This is a genomic window from Sphingobium chlorophenolicum (assembly GCF_000722875.1).
In the GTDB taxonomy this organism is placed as follows: Bacteria; Pseudomonadota; Alphaproteobacteria; order Sphingomonadales; family Sphingomonadaceae; genus Sphingobium; species Sphingobium chlorophenolicum.
The window spans coordinates 22,009-42,197 of record NZ_JFHR01000003.1 but is presented as its reverse complement, the minus strand read 5'-3'; the positions used below and the strand labels follow the sequence as shown (position 1 = coordinate 42,197).

Here is a 20,189-nt window from a genome sequence, read left to right as displayed (position 1 = left end):
GGGGGGCAGGCCCGGCGTCCGGCTGCTGGTAGTGGCAATTTACTCGCCCTGATCGCATTGGTTCTGCATGACGTTGACATGGGTTTACGGGCTCGCCTTGGTGCTCGCACAGGATACAACGGCCGCCCCGGACGGCGCCGCAGCCGCTGGCGGGCAGCCGGGCGTCACATCCTTCCCTGCCGCGTCCTTCGCGGCCGCGCGCCCCAACACGGCATTTGACATGATCGCGCGGTTGCCCGGCTTTGCGTTCGATGGCGGGGAGAGCCTGCGCGGGTTCGGCGGGACGGCGGGGAACGTCTTGATCGACGGGCAACGGCCTTCGACCAAGACGGACAGCCTGGAAGGCATCCTCAGGCGCATCCCGGCGTCGAGTGTGCTCCGGATCGACCTGATCCGTGGCGGCACGCCGGGTATCGACATGCAGGGCCGCACCGTCGTCGCCAATATCGTCCTGAGCAGCGCCGCACGCACCGAGCTGACTGCCACCGGCGCCGTGAACGCGTATAGCGACGGCCGGGTCAGCCCGACCCTCCAATTCGACGCTTCGCGGCGGAACGGCGAGGGGTCGGTGTCGGGCTCGGTGCGCTACTACGACGAGGATGGCGGCGAGTTCGGATATGGCTCTCGACAAGTGCGCGACGGAGCGGGCCGAGTGCTCCGCGAGGCGCGCGCCCGACTGACCGACATCGATCAAGGGTTGGAGGTCCGCGGCAACGCGCAGTCGCCGCTATTCGGAGGGCTCGCCCATCTCAACGCCGCCTTGGACGTGACCGGGACCGACAAGTCCGAGCGATATGATTACCGTCAGCCTCGGGATCGGCCCGCCGACGCCACCGTCGAACGCTACCGCCGCACCGGGGGCGAGGTTGGCATGGATTACACCATCGGGCTTGGGCCGAGCCTTCAGGGCAAGATGGTCGTCGTCCAATCGCTGCGTCGGCGCACCTATGACAGCCGCTCGAACCAGAACCGGGTGCTGAGCGACTTCTCCCAGGTCCGCACCTCGGGGGAGAGCATCCTGCGCGGAACCATTACCTATACGCGCTCAGCCGACTTCAGCATCGAAGGCGGCGGCGAAGGGATCTTCAACTTCCTGAACGGCACATCGGCCTTGACGCTCGATGGGAGGCCGATCGTGCTTCCCAACGCCAGCGTTCGCGTCGAGGAGCGGCGCGCGGAGGGCTTCGCCACCGCCAACTGGCGGATCAGTCCCCGCTGGCACATTGAGGCGGGCGCGCGGGTGGAGACCTCCACCATCTCCCAGACGGGGGATACCAACAGCGCCGCGTCCTTCTTCTTCCCCAAGCCGCGCGCGGTCGTCACCTGGTCGCCCAGCGAGAGGGTTCAGGTTCGCGCTCGGGTCGAGCGCGAGGTCGGCCAGCTCGACTTCGCGGACTTCGTGGCGACCGCGAACCTGGCGACCGGCGTGGTCAGCGCCGGGAATGCCAAGCTCGAGCCCGAACGCCGCTGGGTGTTCGAGGCGGCATTTGAGCGTCGGTTCTGGGGTAGCGGCGACGTCGTGCTGACGCTCCGGCATGCTGCGCTCCAGCAGGTGATCGATCAGGTTCCGGTCGAAGGATTTAACGCGCCGGGCAACATCGGCAATGGCCGGCGCGAAACGGCGATCCTCGACCTCACGCTGCCGCTCGCCCGGCTCGGCATGCAAGGCGGCCTGCTCAAGGCCCGCGGTCAGGTGATCTCCTCACGGGTGATCGATCCCACAACCGGGCGACCGCGCCCGATCTCGGAGGACGAACCGTTTTCGGGATCGGTGACGCTGACAAATGATCTGCCGCGGCTGAAATCGACTTGGACGGTGAGCCTGGACAGCGGCTATCGCGAGCGCAGCTATCTAATCGACGAAATCCAGACGATCCGGCGCTACCCCTCGCTAGATGCTGCTTGGGAATACAAGCCGAGCGCCGCTTGGGCCGTGCTCGCGCAGGTAACCGATATCACGCGGCACGCCCGGACCCGGGTCCAGGACATTTATGCTGGGCTACGTAGCGAGGCGCCGATCGCACTGACCGATCGCGTCCGCGTGCGCGTGCCCTCAGCCTTTTATCTGCGTGCGCGACGAAGTTGGTGACGCGGAGCTTGCTCGTTGGCGACCACCGTACCCGAAGGAGAACATGATGAGGAGGCACTATTGGCTCGGGGCGTGTCTGGCGGTCCTGCTGACCTCCCCGCTACAAGCCCAAGAGAAGACAACGCAAGCGAACGGTGCCGACCTCATCACGAGCTGCCGCGCAAATAGTCCAGCGTGCGGGGCCTACCTTCAAGGTGTGCTCGACATGATGATCGTGGCGCGGCGCGATGTGTGTGCCGCGCCCCGGTATGACCGTGAGAGGCTGCGCGTCGCGTATCTCCGCTGGGCCGAAGAAAACACCTACTTTGAGAGTGTTCACATGGCAGCGGGCGCCGAGCGGGCGATGGACGTGGCTTGGCCCTGCCGCGCTAAGCGCGGGCGTGAAGCAGGGGCGGGCTCCTAGCATGACTTGCGAACTGCCGCTTCGGTTTCCGCGCCGCGCCTTCCTGACGCTCGTCATAGCGTCAGCCGCGACTGTCTCGACAGGCGTGGCGGCGCGCTGTCGTCCGGCCCGCGTGCTTCTCGTCTGCCAATATGGTAGCGTGAAGAGCGCGGTTGCGCGCGAACTGATGAAGCGGCGGGCAGCCGAGCGCGGTATCGTCATCGAGGTCCGCTCTCGCGGCATTACGCCCGAGGAGCACGTCTCCCCGTCGCTGGCGGCCGCGTTGCGGCTGGAGGGTGTAGACACGCACGCGCAGGCGCTCACCGTGCTTGCGCCCGAAGACCTTCAAACGGCGGACGTGATCGTTGGGCTCGAGCCGCCATCGAAAACCTCGTTACCGGCTTCGGCTCTCGACTGGTCTGATCTGCCCTCGTTCAACACCGAATATGCGCGCGCGCGCCCGCTGCTAGCTGCTCGCATCGACGCTCTCTTAAACGAAGTCGACCGACGATGCTAACTGAATTCTGGGTGGAACGCTGCAGACGATACGGCTCTCAGCCCCGCGCTAATCACAAAAACCAAGTAGTATGAGGAGTAGACCAATGCGAAAGTCGATCGAAGCGGCTGTAGGTGCGCTCGCAATCGCATTCTTCGGCGCACCCGTGGCAGCGATCGCCGTTCAATCTGGGATCAGCACAAACCCGCCGCCTGTGAAGACTTCCGAGTATATCGGAGCAGTTCATGCGTTGAGCCGTTACGAGGTCGATGCCAGCCGGCTTGCGTTGGCCCGATCCCAGGTCCAGGCCTCGCGTTCGTTCGCCCGGAGGATGGTCGACCTCCACACGCGCGTCATTGCTGGGCACGCCCGCCTGCTGAACGTCCCCATATCCGCCGAGGCCGAAGGGGCACTGGCTGAGCCCTTGTCGGAAATGCTTGAGCGATTGGAGAGCACGCCGTTGGGGGAGTTCGATCTGGCGTACAGACAAGGGCAGATCGCTGCGCATGAGGAAGCGTTGAAGGTCCATAGCGCTTATGCTGCGCAAGGGACCGATGCGCGGGCACGGGCCAAGGCTCAAGCCGCTATCCCAATAATCCGGAATCATCTCGACGCAGCGAGGAAGCTGCCCGGAGCCTGAAGGCGTTGAGTTGCGGCGCCCATTTGCCAGTGGCTGGACGTGAGGGTTTCAACTAATCTAGGGTCAATGAGTGCCGTTTTGTTCCGCACACCCACCCGGCTCGCCTTCGGCGGGGCTCTGGGTAAGCAGGCACTCTAAGCCTATTGCGGCTTGCGAGAGCGCCGCTTCCGTCATTGAAGGTTGAGGCGAATCGACCAAATGGGTTTCTGGAGGCTTTGTTCGCGGTGACGCGTGCATTGCCTTCTTTCGTTTCAGGCTCTGGGCTTCGGCCGCAGATCGTCGATCAGCTTCATGCCGTAGATCCGATCGCCCCTTCGGTCTCGCGCTGAAACTGGAGCTGATGGACCAGGTTGACGAGCGGCCGCAGCTCGTCGCGCGCCGGCGCCGTCATCCGCCTGATGCGCAGCCCCCAGCTAACGACATAGGCGACGATGTCGGCGGTCTGGATCAACGTCGTCAGGTCGCTATGGACGAAGAACGGCTCGGGAATGATGCGCCGCGACCGGCTGCGGCCATTGCGCGTGTTCACGAAATAGCTCGACACCTGGCCGAGCAGGATGTGCGTGGCGCTGCGATCGAGTTCGTCGAACACGAGATAGCCCATCGGATCGCTGGGAAGACCGTTCAGGAAATTGTAGAAGCGCTCGAACAGGAACGCATGTCCTTGCGTAGCGCGTCGCTGCGCTCGGGCCGCGGCGCCTCGCGCGGGACGATCGTGGCGAACACACGCGACGATCCTCGGCCGCAATGCCGGTCAGCACCTCATAGGGCGAATGACGCTGATCCTGGCCGGATTCGTCGATGAAAAGCGTCCAGCTCATTCCGGCTTAGGCGACAGCAGCTCGATGGCGTCCAGCTCGACGGCAAAGCGTCATACCCGGCTACTCGGGTAAACCGTGAACCGGCGTGACCGGATTCACGGCGATTCTCACCACCAGGCCATTGCCCGAGAAGTCATACTCCTTGGTCTAGTCTTTCTCGACAGTGGCGGTAATTTAAGGTGCCGGCCTCGATTCCTTTCTTGTAGCCCTGGGTTCGGAACACGACGCTGGCGCCGGGCTCAGGGACGCAATCGGCTTGCGTGGTAACGGTCACCGACCCGCTCAGAGCGGATTGTTATCCCATTGGTCCCCCTTGCTGGGGGCACCTCAAGGTTTGTGGCACGGACAGCGGTAAGCTGAACAGGTGGCGAACAGGGCGGCTCAGGCCACCTTGGCTCCGGGTCCGCCGGCGATGTTGAGTGCGCGGTAGCCGTCTTGATCGAGCTCGGCAGCAGCATCCTGCCAGAGGTAATCGCCGGTGAGGCTGATGTGTCGCCAACCAAGCGGGGCGACATGGCCGAGCAGCTCGTCGAGCGCGGGCTCGCCACTGGCGCGCAGATGCTCGACCGCACGGCCCATGTAGAGCGTGTTCCAGTACACGATCGCGGCGGTGACCAGCGTCAGCCCGGACGCCTTCAGCGCCTGGTTCTCGAATTGCGGATCGCGCAGGCGGCCCTGTTTATGGACGAACACGGCCTGGGCGAGCGTGTGACGCGCCTCGCCCTTGTTGAGCCCGGCCTGACACTGCTGGCGGAGCGCCCTGGATTCCAACCAGTCGAGCGTGAACAGCGTGCGCTCGATCCGGCCCAGCTCCTGGAGCGCGAAGTCGAGCCGGTTCTGGCGACGGTACGCGGCCAGCTTCTTCAGCATGACCGACGGTAGCACCACGCCGGCCTTCACGGACGCGGCGAGCCGGACGATCTCGTCCCAGCTTTCGCGGATGGCAGCGATGTTGAACGGGCGCCCGATCATCTTCGCGAGCGCCTCAGGGCGGGCCGTGCCCGGGAACAGGCCGAGCCGGCGGTCGGCTAGATCGCGCAGGCGGGGCACGAACCGGAAGCCGAGCAGGTGCGCGAGCGCGAACACGTGGTCGGACGCGCCGCCCGTGTCGGCGTAGTGGATCGCGGGTTCGATGCCGCAGCCGTGCGCGACCAACCCGTCCAGCACATAGGGCGCCTCCGCCGCGGTCGCCGAGATCAGCCGGACATGGTAGGGCGCGTAGGTATCGGCGACATGGGCGTAGATCTTCTGCCCCGGCTCCCGGTCGTAGCGCGCGTTGGTGCTGCCGGCCGCGCCCCGCCTGCCCGAGCGGAAGAACTGCCCGTCCGAGCTCGACGCGGTGCCGTCGCCCCACACGCGCGTGAGCGGCAGCGCGGCTTGCGCGTCCACCAGATGGCGCAGCCCTGCCGCGTAATTCTCTTCCGATACGTACCAGCCATGCGTCCAGGCGAGCTGGGCGTAGGTGACGCCCTGGCTGGCGTTGGCCATGCGCTCGATGCCGAGGTTCGTCGCGTCTGCAAGGATCGCGGCGAGCACGGCCTGCGGGTTGGAGTGGGCGCGGCCCGAGCGCAGTTCCGGAAATGCGCACAGGAACCCGGTGCGGGCTTCCACCTCGGCGAGCAGCTCGGTGATGCGCACGCGGGGCATGAGCCGGTCGACGGCCGCGTCCAGCCTGTCGGCCGCAGCGGGCGTTACGGCCGCGAGCGGGCTGACCCTGAGGTCACCGCCCCGCAGCTCCACGCCGTCAAGCGTGCCGCGCTTCAGCGAGCCTGCGAACCGGCGCAACCGCCAGTCGAGCAGCCTGGCGCGCCCCTCCAAGTAGCGGCCGACGTCGGTGTCGAACGGCAGCGTGAGCGCGATCTCGGCCGCTTTGCCGGGCGGGAGCATATAGCTGTCGAAGCGCAGGTGTTCGCGCGTACCCTCCACCCACAGGTCGCCCGATTGGAGCCGCTCGCGCACGGTCGCGACCGTGGCGGTTTCATAGCGACGGCGGTCGATGACGCCGCCCTCGGTGATCGCCGCCTTCCATTTTCTGGAAAACGGCATGGGCGCATCGGCCGGCACGGCTCGCCGCCCGGTCGCGTTCAGCGCGCGCACGACCTTGATCGCGCCGAGCACGCCGTCGCGCGAGCCTGCCGCCTTGAACCGGAACGCGTCAAAAAACGCGGGCGCGTAGCGCCGCATCGTCATGTAGCGCCCCGCCGCGCGGATCAGCGGCTCGTCACGGGTCAGGTCGGCGATCGCGGTCGCCTCGCCCTCGGCATCCAGAAGCCTCGTCCAGCCCACTCCGTCTTCGAGCGCCGCCCAGACGTCCAACCCGTCCTCGCGCGCGACCCGGAGCGCGCCGACCGTGGCGCCCAGCAGCCGCATGAGCCGGTTCACGTCGCGTGTGGTCGCCTCGATGCCGCGCTTCTGCGCGGCCCTGGCCCTGGCGAACAGGAGGCCGGTCTGCTTGCCGAACATCTCGATCGCGGCGTCCGCAAGCCGCGCTTCCAGGTCGATGACGGCTGCGGCGAGTGTCGCGCGCCTTCTGCGGAGCGAGTAGTCGGACAGGAGGAACGCGGGCGCGACATGGCCTTCGCGCACGAGCTGCTCGAAGCGGTGCTCGTGGATGCGGCCGGCAATGCCCGGGTCGAGCCCGAGCCGACGCACATGCGCGAGCCGGGCGAGAATGCCGGCGAGATTGCGCGCGGTCGGGCTGTCCGACGTGTCGCGCAGCCACGCGAGCGGCGTCGTGCCGCGATCCTGGTCCACGATCAGCAACGCATCCAGCCCCGCCACCTGCTCCGGACCGAGCGCATCGACCAGCGTGTCGGCCGCGAGGCGGCGCGCCATGGCGCGTCCCGCCACCCCGATCCGCTCGATACGGGCGGGCGCGGGCAGAACGATCCGGGCAGCACGCAAATGGCCCAGCACTGCCGCGGCGATCGGCTTGCCCCGTTCGGTCGCTTCCGCCGCGCGGGTGGCTGCGCCGAGCGCGCCGGGGACGTCGGCCGCCTCGAACGCGCGCAGGCGCAAACGCTCCATCGCCTCCCAGGCGTGCTCGAGCCGGGTCTGGGCGCGATGCGCGTAACCTTCGGCCACCGCAGGCGTGATGCCGAGCTGCGCGGCCACATGCCGCACCAGGAAGTCGGGGACGACCTCGTCGTGGCGCATGCCGAAGCCGGGATGACGCAGCAGGGCGAGGTGCAGCGCGAAGCCGAGCCGGTTGGCGTCGCCGCGCTTCGCTTCGATCAGTGGCCGGTCCTCATCGGCAACCGTGTAATGCTTGGCGAGCGAGGCATGGTCGAGGGGCACGCCGAACAGCGCGCGGCGCTCGTCGCCCGTCAACAGATCACGTCTGGCCATCGACTCATCCCCCGACCCGGAGCGTACCGGTCCCGCGTCGCAGGGGCGAGGTGTCGCGCAACTCTCAAGTTTCGCGACAGCGGCCCTGACCGGTCACGCCACGAGGGCGGACGCTGTCGCAAATGTCTGTTGCTAATCAGCCGTGTTCCAATGCACATCTGCGACATGCTCCTCGGCTATGCGCGCGTATCTACCGACGATCAGGATCTCACGCTTCAAAAGACGGCACTGAAGGCGGCCGGATGCCGGCGGACATTCGAGGAGAAGGTGTCCGGCGCCAAGCGCGCCCGACCGGAACTCGACCGGATGCTGGAGCAGCTGCGCGACGACGACGTGGTTGTGGTCACCCGGCTCGATCGCCTAGCGCGGTCGACGCGCGACCTGCTCGACATCGCCGAGAAGCTGAACGAGGCGGGAGCGGGGCTGCGCTCGCTCGCCGAGCCCTGGGCCGACACGACCACGCCTGCGGGACGCATGGTGCTCACCGTGTTCGCCGGCATCGCGGAGTTCGAGCGCGAGCTGATCCACCAGCGTACCAGTTCCGGCCGCGCGGCAGCCATGGCGCGCGGCGTGAAGTTCGGGCGTAAGCCCAAGCTCACTCCGGACCAGATCGCGCTCGGACAGCGTCTCGTCGGCGAAGGCACATCGGTGCGCGAAGCGGCGAAGCTGCTGAAGTGTCATCATGCCACGCTCTATCGGGCGCTCAACCATCCGGCGCAGATGCCCGTACATCGCTCGACACGTTGATTGAGGAGTAGGATTTCGCCATGATCTTCGCGCTTCTACTAGCGGCAAGTTCGCCGAATTCCGCGCTGGAGGCGGAGCGGGCCTACTCGGAAGCTGTACTTGCCAGTGGCCGTCAGGCAGCGGCACGCAGTTTCGGTCCACAAAGCGACCCCTGGCCAATACAACATGCGCCCGAAACCGCGCGCTCTCCATCTGTGGCCAGCATGTTGCAAGCAGCCGAGAGTAGCCGAAGGTGGTGGCTCACAATGATGAGTGTCGAGAGCCATGCCGAGCGCAGACCCGAACTTGTCTTTCCGTCCTGTGATCCGAGCGGGTCGGCAGTTGTTATCGGCGGGCTGTACGATGGCGGAAATCGAGTTGGATCATATAAGACGCTTTGGCGGAACAGTGCTGAGGGGTGGCGCTGGGAAATCGACGACTATCGTCGGGATGGATCGAAGGCATTAGCGGCAGAAAGTTTACAAGCGATCGAACCTGAGTGCTCGGCAAAACTCACCAATGAACAGCTCCAAATCCAAGCCGTTAGCGATGCGAAAGAGATCGCGTCTGTTTTGCGACAGGAGCAGGCCGGCAAACAGGTCGACTGGTTGGCTGTTCCAAGACGAAGCGTGGCCGAAGACGTTATCTTTGTCGGCAACGATGGCCGACGCATCCGCAGGCTCCCCGCCAAGCTGCCCATTCGGCGCATAGCGGGTGCGTTATCGTCCGGAAGCAGTTACGATGAAACGCTACGGTGGAGTAGCCGCGTCCTGGACGGGTCTGCACAAGCCCATAGCTTTCAGATCACCCAGTGGCGCGGTCCCAAGAATGGATGGCAGATCGTCTACTACGAGCTCCGCGGGTGAAACATCACGAGAGGTGATCCGGTAACTTCCAACTCGTCCAACCTCACAAACCCACGAAACTTAATATACTTTGCGGCAACGCTCAGGCCTTTGTTGACCATTTGTTCCGACTGCCGCTGTCCATATGACAAACCTTGAGGTGCCCCCTCAAACGAACGGCGATCGAGATCCTGGGTCGCAAACCGGCTACGCCTTGCGGGTCCGGGGCTGATTTTCCCGAAATATGTTCCCGATTGCCTTTTCCCGAAATGCGGCGTCGGAGACGGAGTTTCGGGAAAGCTCGAGCGCTCGAAAACTGGCGTGACCGAGCCCGCTGCTGGCGCAGCGGGTCCGGGGGCAGGAGCCGCAAGTTCATCGCATCAGCGGGGGCAGCGCTGCGCTGTTTGGATGGCTCCACGCTGCCCCCGCTGCTACCAGACGGTGTCATGTCTACTTGGCGAAGAACGTGTCTTCTCTAACTGACAGGAACAACAGGAACGTGGCTTGTGCCGGCTTGGCAACAGCGGCTTAACCAGCGGCCGAACTCTTAACTTGGCTCAATAGTCGAGGTTGCGTTTTTCCATCTGTGCGGCCGCGAGGTCCGCGACCGGACCAGCGCCTTCGGCCAGCTCGTAGATCGCTATCACAGCCCTGTCGTCGAGACGCTCGACCATTGCCTGGACCGCTGACCAGTTAGCCACGTCGAGCGCGACCGTCGTGCTTTCGTTACCGGACACGGCGATCGGCCGCATCAGCCATCTTCGACCAGCGATCGGCCGAATGCAGCATACGGTCCCTAGCATGGGGCAGAACGAGCTGCTGGGCCTCGGCAAGGTCGGCCGCTGCCCTCGCGCGGTAGTCGGCTGCGGTATCGGCCATGAAGTCCCCTCAGTTTAGGCCAGCGTTCTAAAACCCTGGCCCGTTTATCACTTGCCGTTCATCCGATCGCGGACCGCCTTCGCCGGCGCGAACGTCAGCTTGCGTGACGCCGCGATCGTGATCGCCTCGCCCGTCGACGGGTTGCGCCCCTGGCGCTCTGGGGTGTCCTTCAGCTTGAACTTGCCGAACCCGTTGAGGCTGACTTCCTCGCCGGTCGCGACAGCCGCGGTGATGTTCGCAAGGATCGCATCGATGACCTTCCTGGCGTCCGCCTTTGCGAGGCCATGGGTATTGGAGAGCTGTTCGGCCAGATCGGATGTCGTCGTCATGAACACGTCCCGGTGGTGAATGATTGGACCGGCCTTAGCCCGGTTCACGTCGCGCCGCCATCGGGAGTTGCCTCCTGCGCGCTCATCTCGCCCTCGTAGGGGCGGACGAGCTTCAGGGCGTCTTCATAGCTGCCGTCGAGCCATGCCGTAGATCGCGAGGGTGAAGGATCGCCGGCATTGCCTTGGGATGCCAGGGATCGACGGTGGGGTTGGGAGAGGTGGTGCAGAAGGCATAGGCATCGCCGCGCTCGGTCGGCCGCCACAGACCGGCGAAGAAGGCGATGGGCTGGTCGGGCAGCGAAAACCACATCTGGCGGGGTTTGCCATCGTCGCCCGTCCCGCCGTCGGGATGCGGCTCGGCGAAGTGCGTGAACGGGACCAGGCAGCGCCGATCGGGATTCGCGATCGACGGCTTCCACATCGACGATGCGAGATTCCGCGCATTGGTGACGAACTTGTCCAGCTTGACCGCCGGGTCGCGCTTGCTCGCTACCTTGGTCGGGAAGCCCCATTCCATCGCGACCGGTTCGAGCGGACGGTTACCCTCCCCTGCCCGCCTGACGACCAGTCCGTAGCGCGCTGTCTTCTTGCCCGTCGGGAAGATCTCGCGCGGCACCGGGTAGGTCTCGTCCTCGGGATAAGGCGGCTCGAATCCGACCGCCCGCATCACCGCGGCCTGTTTGGCGCTCAGGCGATATCGGTTGCAGATCGATCGGCTCCTTCATCGTGCCCAGGTTAGAAGAACTCCCGGCCACCACGATACTCGCGCCAGGCATTATCCCATTTCGTGCCGACGTCGCCACTAACCGGCCGCGCGCCGACGTCGAATCCGGCCATCACGTCGTCGATATGCGGTGCCGGCGCCGGCGTGTTGAACGGCGCGATCCCGCGCGCCTTCAGGTGCCAGACATAGGCGCACTCGTGATCGGTTACCGGCGGGGCCTTGCCCCACGCCACGTCCTGAAACTGGCGCTGCGCCGCGCTCCTCGGCCGGCGCTCGCGCAGACGCAGCGCATCGTAGAACAGCAGATGATCGCGCAGCAGCGCCTCGTAGCGTTCGACCGTGCGCGGGTTCGCGCCGCTCTGCTCCGTCATGCTTCACTCCGTCAGTGCGGGTGAAAATCCTCGTCAGACTCAATCCGATATGCTAGGCTTTGCAAGCCTAATTCTGACCAGCTCGGTCAGCTACGGATTAAGGAAGGAGCGGCCATGTTGAACCACGAAACTGGCCAAATGGACTGGGATCGGTATCCGATCGGTGGGTCCCCTCCCTCGCCTTCGTCCTATTACATCAATCCGCAGAACATGTATGATATGTCCACTCCTTACGGCCGAGAGCTGATGGATGAGGCTTATCCGTCAAACTCGGCTGTGGTTGAGGGTCACGGGAATTCGAAGTGGACCGCGATGGCAATTATTGCCGTAATCCTCATCGTTTTCTTTTTTCCTTTCCATTAGTTTCTCAACTGCCACCGCCTCGGATCGACCGGAGCGCCATCCCTCCATAATTCATAATGAAGGTGCGACCCGGTCGATTTCCCTGTGCTGCCAACGCGGCCAATCACAGCCCCGGCCTCGACCGTACTTCCTACCTGGAAGCCAGACCGGTCCTGCATATGGAAGTATTTGCTCTGTGAGCCGTCGCCGTGTTGCAGGACCACATAATTCCCGGCACCGTTGGCTTGGAAGTCGTTCCGAATGACCTGACCCGATGCAGGCGCGCGGATCTCCGTCCCGGCTGGCGCTGCAATATCCACCCCTCGGTGATGCCGTCCAGGCTCGCCCGTGACCGGATCGATCCGACCACCCATTCCCGAACTCAGCCGCCCCGAAATCGGCAGCATCGTTCGCTCACCGCGAGGGACTTCGTAAACATGGCTGGTGCGAGCACCTATGCCCAGATTGTCACGGACCCAGTTGCGCGCGCCCTCAACACCCGGAAGTGTCGTCGTGATCCACGCGTCATTGCGCTCTTGGACATGGTCAACTAGCTGACCCGCCGTCCCTCTCGCCTCGTCGACACCATTGCCGACCTCGAATGCGCCACGCGTGATGCGCGCTGACGCGTTCGGAATCGCGTCAGCGACGTTGCCGGCCAGGTCAAGGTCGCGCGAACTCTCGCGGATCGAAACATCTGGCCCTTGCGCCCTGACACCCGCTGCCCGCTGATTGCCCCATTGTTGTACCGCACCCGGCGTCGCCGATGCAGGGCCATGCAATTGCCCGGAAAGGCGCTCAGGCACGCTTACACCCAGTTCGTCGCGAACCAAAGCGACGCGGCGCTCCATGAACTCGCCCAGCAGGATATCGCGCACCTGTTCCTGTTGCGGCGTGCGCGGCATGACCATGCCCGGCGTCCACCCGAACTGCGACAGCGTGTCGTCGCCGAGAAGCCGCTCCTGGGCATACACGACAAACTCCTGGCTCTCGTTCCGGTTGAGGGACCAGCCCCGCGCCGAGGACTCCCTCACATCATTGCTGACCCGCTGGAACGTCTCTTCGGCTCGAGTTGCTTCCAACGACGCCGACCGCGACTCCCCGACGCTGACGCCGAGCTTCTGCGACAGCGACCGAACCTCGCTATCTCCGCTCGTGCTCGATTCACGCATGAATTCGTCGCGTGCTGCCCGGGCCTGCGTCGAATTCGTCTCCTTAGTAAGATAATCCGAGAGCTCAGAATACGCCTGTTCGCCCGAAATGCGTCTGTCCGTATTCTCGCTGGCGATTGATGCGATCTTGGCTGCCAAGCCTGCTTTTGTATCGACCTTCCACAACTTCGCCGCAATCGAAAGGCCTGCATCCGCACTTCCCGTCATTTGGGTCGCTCGTGCTATACTCTGACTGTCGGACTCACTAAGCCCAAAGCGACTGGTCAGCCCGGTGGAAAGGCTCCGAGATGCCTCCGTCATTCTGGTGATGCTGTTATTGAACCCCGACCCCGTCTCGGTCGAACTCCCCCGCCGATGCTCAGCGGCCGTCAACAGATCCGTCGCCGTCGTCGCCGTAGCGTTCCAGGATTGCGATGCCGCCCTGCGGAGCGACTGGGTGTGCGTCTGCCCGTCCGAGAGCGCGCGGCTCATGCTGCTGTCGAACCCGGCGGTCCGCGTCGGCGTGAACGCGAGGTTCGAGATGCCCTGGCGCGTATCGAACGCGTTGGTCCCGTCCGCGAAGCCGTATGTCACCCCGCCATCGGCGTTCGTGAACGTGCCGACCGAATAGCCCGAATTGAACTTGGGCTGATCGTCGAACTTGTTCGCCTGGGTCATGCCCGACGTCAGGTTCTGGAACGAGGTGTTGCCGTACGAATAGTTGCCGGTCGTGCGCTCGGTCGCCGCCTGCTCGGCCGCGCTGTGCGCCGGTTGCAGCATCGAGGTCGCATGGCCCGCGATCGCCATCGCGCCGCGCGCCATCCCGCCCGCGATGAACGGCACGCTCATCATCAGGAAGCCGGCGAGCGTCGAGATCGATTCATTGACGCTCGCCATGCCGTCGGAGACCAGCAGCGTCGGCCCGATCGGCGATGCCGCATGGTAAAGGCTCGCCGCCCTGCTCATCACGAACATGTGCAGGATGACGTAGAGCGGCCCCCAGGAGGCGAGATAGAAGAACCCGGTCGCATAGCCCTTGAGCGTCTGCAGGCCGGTCCTGGGGAACAGGAACAGCGGGAAAAGCACCGGGAACATCGCGTAGAACACGACCGTCAGGACGATGCCGAGGAGCGGCACCCAGGTCATCGCCTGCGTCGCGATCGAGGTGTAGGTGTTCTTGGCCTGGGCATCCGCGCGCTGCGAGGCGTAGGCGTCCCACCCGGCGTCGGAGAAGCTCTCCCGCGCGGCCAGGAACGCGTCGATCATCGAGATCTGCTTGAGGTACGAATAGGCATCGGTCGAACTGCCGTGCATCTGCGCCGCGACGATCGGCAGGTCATCGCGGATGCGCTGGGCCGCGACCGTGTCGGCGATGCCGGGATAGGCGCTCTTCGCGAACGGCAGCAGATCCTTGTCGTAGGCAGCCCGCCACTGCGCATCCATGCGAGAATATGCCTCGTTGCACGGAATGATGGAATTCTCGGTCGTGCCGGGGCCGGTGGAAGTAATCCAGCGCTGGCTGCGCGCCGGCGACCCCGGCCCGATCGACGCCCACAGGTCATTGGTCTTGGTCAGGTCGTCCATCGCCTTGAAGCCGAGCAGTACGTCATAGAAGGTGCATTGCTTCAGGTGCTCGTCGAGGTTGGCGCGGAAAACGCTGTCGGTGATCTGGAAGGTGCGCGCCTTGTCCATCAGCCGCGCGCCGTAGATCATGCCGTTGTTGGTCAGCGCGAGCGCGTTGGGCATGACGAACACGGTCTCGGCCGACCGCGTCATCCAGTCGCCGACCTGGCTGGTGAACGAGGCCATCACCCCAAGCCCCAGCGGCACATTGTCGACCACGGCCGGCGCGAGCGCGGGGTTGATCCGGTCGGTCACCTTCACCGTGACGGTTGGGACCATCAGCATCATGTAGATAAGCGTCGACTGGAGGAACCAGTTGAACCACGCCCGCCAGTCGAGCGAGAAGGCGACGACGAACAGCGAGTAGATGAAGCCCATCACCATCACGACCTGGAGCATCGAGCGATAGCCCCCGCCCCCGGTCCATGCCGCGACCGCATTGAAGACGTTGACGATGTATTCGCCCCCGCCGATCGTGAAGACTTCGAGCCCGCCCATCGCCGTCGCTCCCTTGCCGCCGTTTACCGCAAGCCCTGCGCGCTGAGGCCGCGTCCGAACCGGAGCGAAGCCGACAACTGCGGGCTCATGGTGTTCTTGAGGGTGGATTCCATGAACTGGGTGTACTGGATCACCCGGTAGGTATTGGAGATCTGCCCGGCCATCTTCTCGCTGCGCCGCGACAGCTCGGTCTTCACGCTGTCGACCTGGGCGCGCCACGCCTTGAACTCGTCGGTCGAGACGAACTTCGCGCCCGCCTGCGCCTGCGAGATCGTGTCCAGCATCCGGTCGAGCATCGACATCAGCATGTCGATCGCGACCATCTCGGCGAGCGTCGCGCGATCGCCGCCCGAGAGGCCCATGTGCGCCGCCTCGTTGACGACGAGGATCTTGTAGAGCGGGATCGACGTCATGCCCAGCAGCGCGATCTCGTCACCCGACAGCGCGGCGTTGGAGCGGATCTTGCCCGACATGCTGTCCATCGCCTTCAGGACGCGCGTACGCAGCGCCTCGTTGGTCGAGATGCTCAGCTTGGTGGGCGTGGGCTTCAGACACCCCTTGTCGTCGGTCGTGTCGCACTGCCACACGTCGGTTGGTGCCGAGGCGGTGCCGTCGAGCAGCGCCTGATAGGTGTCCCAGCTTGCCGGCGCGATGAACTGGAACGCGCCCATGCTGCTTTCCGACTTGGTGGCGTCGTAGATGATCGTGCCGACCATCGTCATGAGGAACTCGGCATATTCCCGGGACGGCTTGGTCGCGCTTTTCGCATTGAGCGCATACCAGGTGTAATTTTTCGACTGGACCAGCTCGGCGTCGTCGCCGGCACGCGCGATCGTATCCTCACGCTCGCCCTTGTTGGTGCAGCCGTGGCGCGCCGCGGCCGCGTCGGAGAAGAAGCCCTTCGCCCCGCCGACCTGCTGGCAGATCGTCGAGGACGCCCCGTCCATCGCCGGCCACAGCGAGCCGACCGCCTGCTGCGCCGCCTCGCAGGAGGACATGTTGAACGCGTTCAGCTGCTGCACGCGCTGGCTCATGTCCTTCATCACCCCGCCGATCTGCGCGGAGATGCTGTCGATCGCGAGCTGGAAGGCGAAGCCGATCGCGTTGTTGGCGGTCGCCTTGAGCATCGCCACGATCTCGTCGGCGTTGATGAACGAGAATGACCCCGCGAACAGGTCGATGCCACCGCAGCCGCCGCGCGCGCTGGGGAGCGCGACGCTGACCGGGTTGATCGACTTCTGCGGAAAGCGGCTCCACAGCGAACCACCCGAGTAATAGCCCGCCGACTGCCCCTGGAAGGCGGTCGGGCCGGTCACGTTCGCGGCCGCGCCCGACTTGTTGAAATAGCTGTTCATCTCGCCCTGGACGTCGGCCATCGCCGGCGTCGCGACGAGACCGCCAAGCGCGAGGATCATGCTGGCCTGCGCGAGAACCGCGGCGCAGAAGCGGACGATCGAGCGGACCATCAGAAGTCACTCCCGGGCTTGACGCTGGTCAGTGTGAAGATGCGGTTCATCACCTCGTCGGCCGCCATCACGCCGTAGCCGATCGGCATCGGCTGCTTGGTGACGGTGTCGAACAGGACGAGCGCGGGCACCTGCTGGCCGCGCATGCCCATCGCCTTGTATTGCCCGGTGTCGACCGTGTAGTTCGGGAAGGCACGGGTCGGCCCGCCATCGAGCGAGATCGCCATGACGGTCAGGCCGAAGCGATCCGAGACGCTGCGCATGATCGGCCCGAAGGTCTCGCACGCGGCGCAGGCCGACGAGTAGAAATAGAACACGCCGTACCGCTGGGAGATCTGCGACAACACGCGCTCGCGATCGGCGTTGCGCGTGTCGAGCCAGGTTCGCTTGCCCAGCTGGCTGACGGGGCGCTGGAGCGTGTAGTCGAGGTCGGGGTTCTGCCACACCGTGCGCTGCCACATGTCGGCGAACGACGAGGCGCGATCGAGCTGCTCGCGCTGGAAGGCGATATAGTGGCTGATGTTCTCGGGCGTCGGCTCGAGGATCGCCCGCGCCTTCAACTCCTCCAGCTGTTTCGAGATCGCCGCAAGCTGCTCGGCCGACGACCGCGCGGGCTGCGCCGACCGCTGCTCGGCGGGCTTGGCTTTGGGCTTGTCGCAGTAGAACCAGGTGCCGAGCCGCCGTTCGCGGCAGTAGAAGTCGTCGCCGGTCTGCGCCGCGACGCGGTCGGCCGATCCGAGATCGTCCGCGCTGCCATAGCTATCCTGACCGCCATCGCGGCCGTCGTCACCGGCATCGCGGGTGGACGACACCGAATCCGGCAGCGGCGTCAGCTCCTGCGCCGTCGCCGGCGTCAGCACGGGCGATGCGACCGAGAGGATGAGAGCGAGGGTCAGGGCCTTGCGCATGTCAGTCGTCCTTCTTCTTCTGCTTTTCGCGATCTTCCTGTTCGCGGCGGGTGAGGTAGGATTTGAGCGTTCCGAGGAGCGACGGCTCCTTGAGCGACACGAGCTGCGCCATGTCGTCGGCGAGGATGCGGAACAGGTTGCCGTACACCCCGATGATGAGGTTGCGGGCGTGCCGGCGCGGGTAGAGCGTCTCGCCCCGGCGCAGGATGAGGTTGGCGCGGATCAGCCGCGCGATCGTCGGTTCGAGATCGGCCACGCACAGCTTCGTATCGAACCAGCTGTCGAGCGTCGGGATAAGGAACCCGGCCGGGTGCGGTCCGGCGCGCAGGAGCGCGATCAGGACCGCAAATTCCGCGACCGACAGGTCGGGAAAGGGACGATGGTCCGACAGTTGCGTCACGCCGGTCATTTGCTCTTCTTCGCGTCGTAATAGGCCTTGATCCGCTCCTGGATCTGGCGCGAGGTTTCGATCTCGTCGGGCAGCTTCGCGGCGTCGACGAACTCGGCATAGACCTCGGTGAAATCCATCACCGACAGGTCGAGCCGCGAGAATTCGTCGAGCGTGAACCCCTTGCAGGTTTCCTTCTTGGCGCTGCCCCACGGCTTGTTGATCTGCGGGCGTCCCTGTTCCTGCAGGATGCGCGACAGCTTGCTTTCGAAGCAGCAATAGGCCGTCGATTTCGATGTGCAGATGCCCAGCACCTTGTCCGAGCAATAGTCGCCCAGCTTGTGGCACATCCCCATGCGGTCCTGCACGTCGAGAAGCTTCTCGTCGTTCGAGCACATAAACATGGTGAGGAATGGCGTCGCGAGCGCGGCGATCGCCACCGGCCCGCCCGCGATCGCGGCCGCGCCGGCAGCCGTGGTGATGAGGCCCGACGCCTTGCCAGCGCAGCAGTTGACCAGCCCGAACACCGGCTTGTGGCAGGTCTGCCGCTTGCCCGAAAACAGCGTCAGCGTATCAGGGTCGAATTCGGCATTGGCCTGGCCCAGCGCGTGCAGCCCGACCACGGCGTCCTTGAACTCGGTCGATGCCTCGCGCTCGACCGGCTCACACTCACCGTCGATGCAGTAGACGTCGTCACCACAGATATATTGCTTTGGATCGTTCGTCGGAGGCGACGGAACCGGACATTTGTAGACCTTCGTGGTTACCTGGCACGCACCAACCTGCGGATCGTCGAGGCACTCGTCACGCAGGAACGTGCATTTTCCGCCGTTCTCCAGATCGCTGCAATCGGACGCCTGGGTGATGCGCTGGCAGGTGAACGGGCGCGACCACGCCCAGCACGATGCCGTGACCGACACACCGTCAATGATCCGCGTCTCAGGCCCCTCGGTGCAGACCTCCGGTCCCGTCGCGGTGCAGGCGGTGTCGGCCACCAGCGCCGGACAGCTTCCCTCGTTGCGCTTTAGCGTGATCTCGCGCGTACCTTCCTTCCTGAGATACACTGTGCCGGTCGCGTAATTCTGGTGCGCCGGGATCTCCGCCTGGGGGATTTCGGCCGAGCACGAATAAAGCTGCGCGGTGGTGCGCATTGAGGACAGGCTCTTGCACCAGCGACGATAGTCTTCGACGTTGCCGCCGCCCGCCCCCAATTCGATCTGCGCATCGCAGATATGCGGCGTCCCCGCCTCGACCCGGCAAATGCCGGCACTGACCTTGGCCTGCATCACGCTGTTGCGGGCGAACCCGTTACCTTCGTTCTGGTCACGTACGCCGTAGTAGAAGTACCGCAACGTATCGACGATCACCGGGTCCATCCTGCCGGTGCAGGTCGCCGGCGTATCCTCGACCTTCGCGCCCTTGTTGCAGGTCGCCTCATAATAATCGGTGGTGCCATTGGGTGGCAGTGGCTTGCAGCTGCTTTCCGTGCCGCCCACCGACTGACCGGCCAGATAGCTGTTTGGGTCCTTCTCCACGTCCTGCGCGCGCGTGAGGTCGCCGGCGGGCACGGTCACGACCTTGCGGCCCGGATCGGTGACGAGCTGCCATGCCTCGTTCGCGCCAGCGGCAGACCCACCCGCCGCGATCAGCGCGTCGGGATCGTCGGCATAGGCTTCTCCGGGCTGGGTGCCGCTGCTGAAGCCCGGGATCGTCGAGGGAAGGTCGGTCGAGGAGATGATGCCGCCCGATGCCTGTCGCGCTGGGGTCGCCAGGGCCTTCGCCTCGGCGCGCGCGCCCGCCATATCCCCCTTGGGATAGGTATAGGTCGAACTGCTCGACTGCGCGCTCGGCTCGGCCGCGACCGCATTGCTCGATGCCGCGGGCTGCACCGTGCGGGCGGTGCTGGCGGTGGTCCGCGCGGGAGCCGCGCTCGGCTCGGCGACACTGGTCACCGTCGTCTTTGCAACCGGCGCGGATGAGGGTGTGGGGGTCGGGGTAGGCTTGGGGGTCGTGTCGCTGAAGTAGGTGTAATCGCCCAGGCCGTAGAAGTCGCCGGTGCCCTGCTGGCCCTGCTGGCCCTGCTGGGTGGACTGGGCCTGGGCGAGCGCCTGCGCTGCCAGGACCGGCGCCAGGAGACCGATGAGGAGGCGCCCCCCTCGCATG

At 65.1% G+C, this 20,189-nt stretch carries 19 protein-coding genes; 7 read left to right on the top strand and 12 right to left on the bottom strand.

Translation table 11 applies throughout. The features are described 5' to 3' along the window. The first annotated feature begins 67 nt into the window (after positions 1 to 67). The 4 genes from BV95_RS02870 to BV95_RS02855 all read left to right on the top strand — a co-directional run bounded on the left by BV95_RS02870 (position 68) and on the right by BV95_RS02855 (position 3,607). On the top strand, positions 68 to 2,089 hold the full coding sequence (locus tag BV95_RS02870) for a TonB-dependent receptor plug domain-containing protein (RefSeq protein ID WP_037447173.1): 2,022 nt from the start codon (positions 68 to 70) through the stop codon (positions 2,087 to 2,089). Positions 2,090 to 2,132: 43 nt separating this feature from the next. Beyond that, positions 2,133 to 2,492, top strand: coding sequence for a Rap1a/Tai family immunity protein (locus BV95_RS24895; RefSeq protein ID WP_062126610.1), 360 nt, complete (start codon positions 2,133 to 2,135; stop codon positions 2,490 to 2,492). A 1-nt stretch (position 2,493) separates the two neighbouring features. Next, positions 2,494 to 2,988 carry an arsenate reductase/protein-tyrosine-phosphatase family protein gene (locus BV95_RS02860; RefSeq protein WP_037447165.1) on the top strand — a complete coding sequence of 165 codons (495 nt, stop codon included), beginning with the start codon at positions 2,494 to 2,496 and terminating at the stop codon, positions 2,986 to 2,988. A gap of 85 nt (positions 2,989 to 3,073) precedes the next feature. Further along, a complete protein-coding gene (locus BV95_RS02855; protein ID WP_037447162.1) occupies positions 3,074 to 3,607 on the top strand; it encodes a DUF4142 domain-containing protein in 534 nt (177 codons plus the stop codon). A gap of 289 nt (positions 3,608 to 3,896) precedes the next feature. Here BV95_RS02855 and BV95_RS22930 read toward each other — a convergent pair whose 3' ends face one another. Beyond that, on the bottom strand, positions 3,897 to 4,355 hold the full coding sequence (locus tag BV95_RS22930; protein WP_197462273.1) for a DUF3800 domain-containing protein: 459 nt from the start codon (positions 4,353 to 4,355) through the stop codon (positions 3,897 to 3,899). Positions 4,356 to 4,809: 454 nt separating this feature from the next. Continuing rightward, positions 4,810 to 7,776: a Tn3 family transposase gene (locus BV95_RS02845; protein ID WP_037447159.1), complete on the bottom strand. Its 2,967-nt coding sequence runs from the start codon at positions 7,774 to 7,776 to the stop codon at positions 4,810 to 4,812. A gap of 165 nt (positions 7,777 to 7,941) precedes the next feature. Between BV95_RS02845 and BV95_RS02840 the strand changes: the two genes are divergently transcribed. Together BV95_RS02840 and BV95_RS02835 are read left to right on the top strand one after the other, a co-directional pair. Next, positions 7,942 to 8,523, top strand: a complete 582-nt coding sequence (locus BV95_RS02840) for a recombinase family protein (RefSeq protein WP_007406331.1) — start codon at positions 7,942 to 7,944, stop codon at positions 8,521 to 8,523. 20 nt (positions 8,524 to 8,543) lie between these two features. Beyond that, entirely contained in the window at positions 8,544 to 9,368 is an 825-nt protein-coding gene (locus BV95_RS02835) for a hypothetical protein (RefSeq protein WP_126014483.1), read from the top strand. A 536-nt stretch (positions 9,369 to 9,904) separates the two neighbouring features. Here the strand turns inward: BV95_RS02835 and BV95_RS02830 are convergent. The 5 genes from BV95_RS02830 to BV95_RS02815 form a co-directional block, all read right to left on the bottom strand. Further along, on the bottom strand, positions 9,905 to 10,099 hold the full coding sequence (locus BV95_RS02830; RefSeq protein WP_010409232.1) for a hypothetical protein: 195 nt from the start codon (positions 10,097 to 10,099) through the stop codon (positions 9,905 to 9,907). Beyond that, positions 10,074 to 10,226, bottom strand: a complete 153-nt coding sequence (locus tag BV95_RS23390; protein WP_007406311.1) for a hypothetical protein — start codon at positions 10,224 to 10,226, stop codon at positions 10,074 to 10,076. Before BV95_RS23390 ends, BV95_RS02830 begins: the two co-directional genes overlap by 26 nt. Positions 10,227 to 10,273: 47 nt before the next feature. Further along, entirely contained in the window at positions 10,274 to 10,555 is a 282-nt protein-coding gene (locus tag BV95_RS02825) for an HU family DNA-binding protein (protein WP_010409234.1), read from the bottom strand. A 112-nt stretch (positions 10,556 to 10,667) separates the two neighbouring features. Beyond that, complete coding sequence (locus BV95_RS02820) at positions 10,668 to 11,222, bottom strand: SOS response-associated peptidase family protein (RefSeq protein ID WP_231902863.1); 555 nt, start codon at positions 11,220 to 11,222, stop codon at positions 10,668 to 10,670. 68 nt (positions 11,223 to 11,290) lie between these two features. After that, complete coding sequence (locus BV95_RS02815; protein ID WP_037447150.1) at positions 11,291 to 11,650, bottom strand: hypothetical protein; 360 nt, start codon at positions 11,648 to 11,650, stop codon at positions 11,291 to 11,293. A 114-nt stretch (positions 11,651 to 11,764) separates the two neighbouring features. Between BV95_RS02815 and BV95_RS02810 the strand changes: the two genes are divergently transcribed. Then, positions 11,765 to 12,013, top strand: a complete 249-nt coding sequence (locus tag BV95_RS02810; RefSeq protein WP_024310611.1) for a hypothetical protein — start codon at positions 11,765 to 11,767, stop codon at positions 12,011 to 12,013. Here the strand turns inward: BV95_RS02810 and BV95_RS02805 are convergent. From BV95_RS02805 to BV95_RS02785, 5 genes are read right to left on the bottom strand one after another with little or no spacing between them, the layout of a single operon-like run. Then, positions 12,010 to 15,264, bottom strand: a complete 3,255-nt coding sequence (locus tag BV95_RS02805; RefSeq protein WP_037447147.1) for a conjugal transfer protein TraG N-terminal domain-containing protein — start codon at positions 15,262 to 15,264, stop codon at positions 12,010 to 12,012. The genes BV95_RS02810 and BV95_RS02805 overlap by 4 nt on opposite strands. A gap of 23 nt (positions 15,265 to 15,287) precedes the next feature. Continuing rightward, entirely contained in the window at positions 15,288 to 16,730 is a 1,443-nt protein-coding gene (locus BV95_RS02800) for a conjugal transfer protein TraH (protein ID WP_037447143.1), read from the bottom strand. Continuing rightward, positions 16,730 to 17,638 carry a conjugal transfer protein TraF gene (traF, locus tag BV95_RS02795; RefSeq protein ID WP_024310614.1) on the bottom strand — a complete coding sequence of 303 codons (909 nt, stop codon included), beginning with the start codon at positions 17,636 to 17,638 and terminating at the stop codon, positions 16,730 to 16,732. Before traF ends, BV95_RS02800 begins: the two co-directional genes overlap by 1 nt. Before the next feature lies 1 nt (position 17,639). Further along, positions 17,640 to 18,047 (bottom strand): hypothetical protein, encoded by a 408-nt coding sequence (locus BV95_RS02790; RefSeq protein WP_037447140.1) that lies wholly within the window; start codon positions 18,045 to 18,047, stop codon positions 17,640 to 17,642. Beyond that, on the bottom strand, positions 18,044 to 20,188 hold the full coding sequence (locus BV95_RS02785) for a conjugal transfer protein TraN (RefSeq protein WP_037447137.1): 2,145 nt from the start codon (positions 20,186 to 20,188) through the stop codon (positions 18,044 to 18,046). The genes BV95_RS02790 and BV95_RS02785 overlap by 4 nt, the downstream gene beginning before the upstream one ends. Between the last annotated feature and the right edge of the window lies 1 nt (position 20,189).

What these genes read in the sequence shown, in the direction of transcription:
- BV95_RS02870 (WP_037447173.1), top strand. Translation starts at nt 68, where the DNA reads ATGACGTTGACATGGGTTTACGGGCTCGCCTTGGTGCTCGCACAGGAT.
- BV95_RS24895 (WP_062126610.1), top strand. Translation starts at nt 2,133, where the DNA reads ATGATGAGGAGGCACTATTGGCTCGGGGCGTGTCTGGCGGTCCTGCTG.
- BV95_RS02860 (WP_037447165.1), top strand. Translation starts at nt 2,494, where the DNA reads ATGACTTGCGAACTGCCGCTTCGGTTTCCGCGCCGCGCCTTCCTGACG.
- BV95_RS02855 (WP_037447162.1), top strand. Translation starts at nt 3,074, where the DNA reads ATGCGAAAGTCGATCGAAGCGGCTGTAGGTGCGCTCGCAATCGCATTC.
- BV95_RS02845 (WP_037447159.1), bottom strand. Translation starts at nt 7,776, where the DNA reads ATGGCCAGACGTGATCTGTTGACGGGCGACGAGCGCCGCGCGCTGTTC.
- BV95_RS02840 (WP_007406331.1), top strand. Translation starts at nt 7,942, where the DNA reads ATGCTCCTCGGCTATGCGCGCGTATCTACCGACGATCAGGATCTCACG.
- BV95_RS02835 (WP_126014483.1), top strand. Translation starts at nt 8,544, where the DNA reads ATGATCTTCGCGCTTCTACTAGCGGCAAGTTCGCCGAATTCCGCGCTG.
- BV95_RS02830 (WP_010409232.1), bottom strand. Translation starts at nt 10,099, where the DNA reads ATGCGGCCGATCGCCGTGTCCGGTAACGAAAGCACGACGGTCGCGCTC.
- BV95_RS23390 (WP_007406311.1), bottom strand. Translation starts at nt 10,226, where the DNA reads ATGGCCGATACCGCAGCCGACTACCGCGCGAGGGCAGCGGCCGACCTT.
- BV95_RS02825 (WP_010409234.1), bottom strand. Translation starts at nt 10,555, where the DNA reads ATGACGACGACATCCGATCTGGCCGAACAGCTCTCCAATACCCATGGC.
- BV95_RS02820 (WP_231902863.1), bottom strand. Translation starts at nt 11,222, where the DNA reads ATGCGGGCGGTCGGATTCGAGCCGCCTTATCCCGAGGACGAGACCTAC.
- BV95_RS02815 (WP_037447150.1), bottom strand. Translation starts at nt 11,650, where the DNA reads ATGACGGAGCAGAGCGGCGCGAACCCGCGCACGGTCGAACGCTACGAG.
- BV95_RS02810 (WP_024310611.1), top strand. Translation starts at nt 11,765, where the DNA reads ATGTTGAACCACGAAACTGGCCAAATGGACTGGGATCGGTATCCGATC.
- BV95_RS02805 (WP_037447147.1), bottom strand. Translation starts at nt 15,264, where the DNA reads ATGGGCGGGCTCGAAGTCTTCACGATCGGCGGGGGCGAATACATCGTC.
- BV95_RS02800 (WP_037447143.1), bottom strand. Translation starts at nt 16,730, where the DNA reads ATGGTCCGCTCGATCGTCCGCTTCTGCGCCGCGGTTCTCGCGCAGGCC.
- traF (WP_024310614.1), bottom strand. Translation starts at nt 17,638, where the DNA reads ATGCGCAAGGCCCTGACCCTCGCTCTCATCCTCTCGGTCGCATCGCCC.
- BV95_RS02790 (WP_037447140.1), bottom strand. Translation starts at nt 18,047, where the DNA reads ATGACCGGCGTGACGCAACTGTCGGACCATCGTCCCTTTCCCGACCTG.
- BV95_RS02785 (WP_037447137.1), bottom strand. Translation starts at nt 20,188, where the DNA reads ATGCGAGGGGGGCGCCTCCTCATCGGTCTCCTGGCGCCGGTCCTGGCA.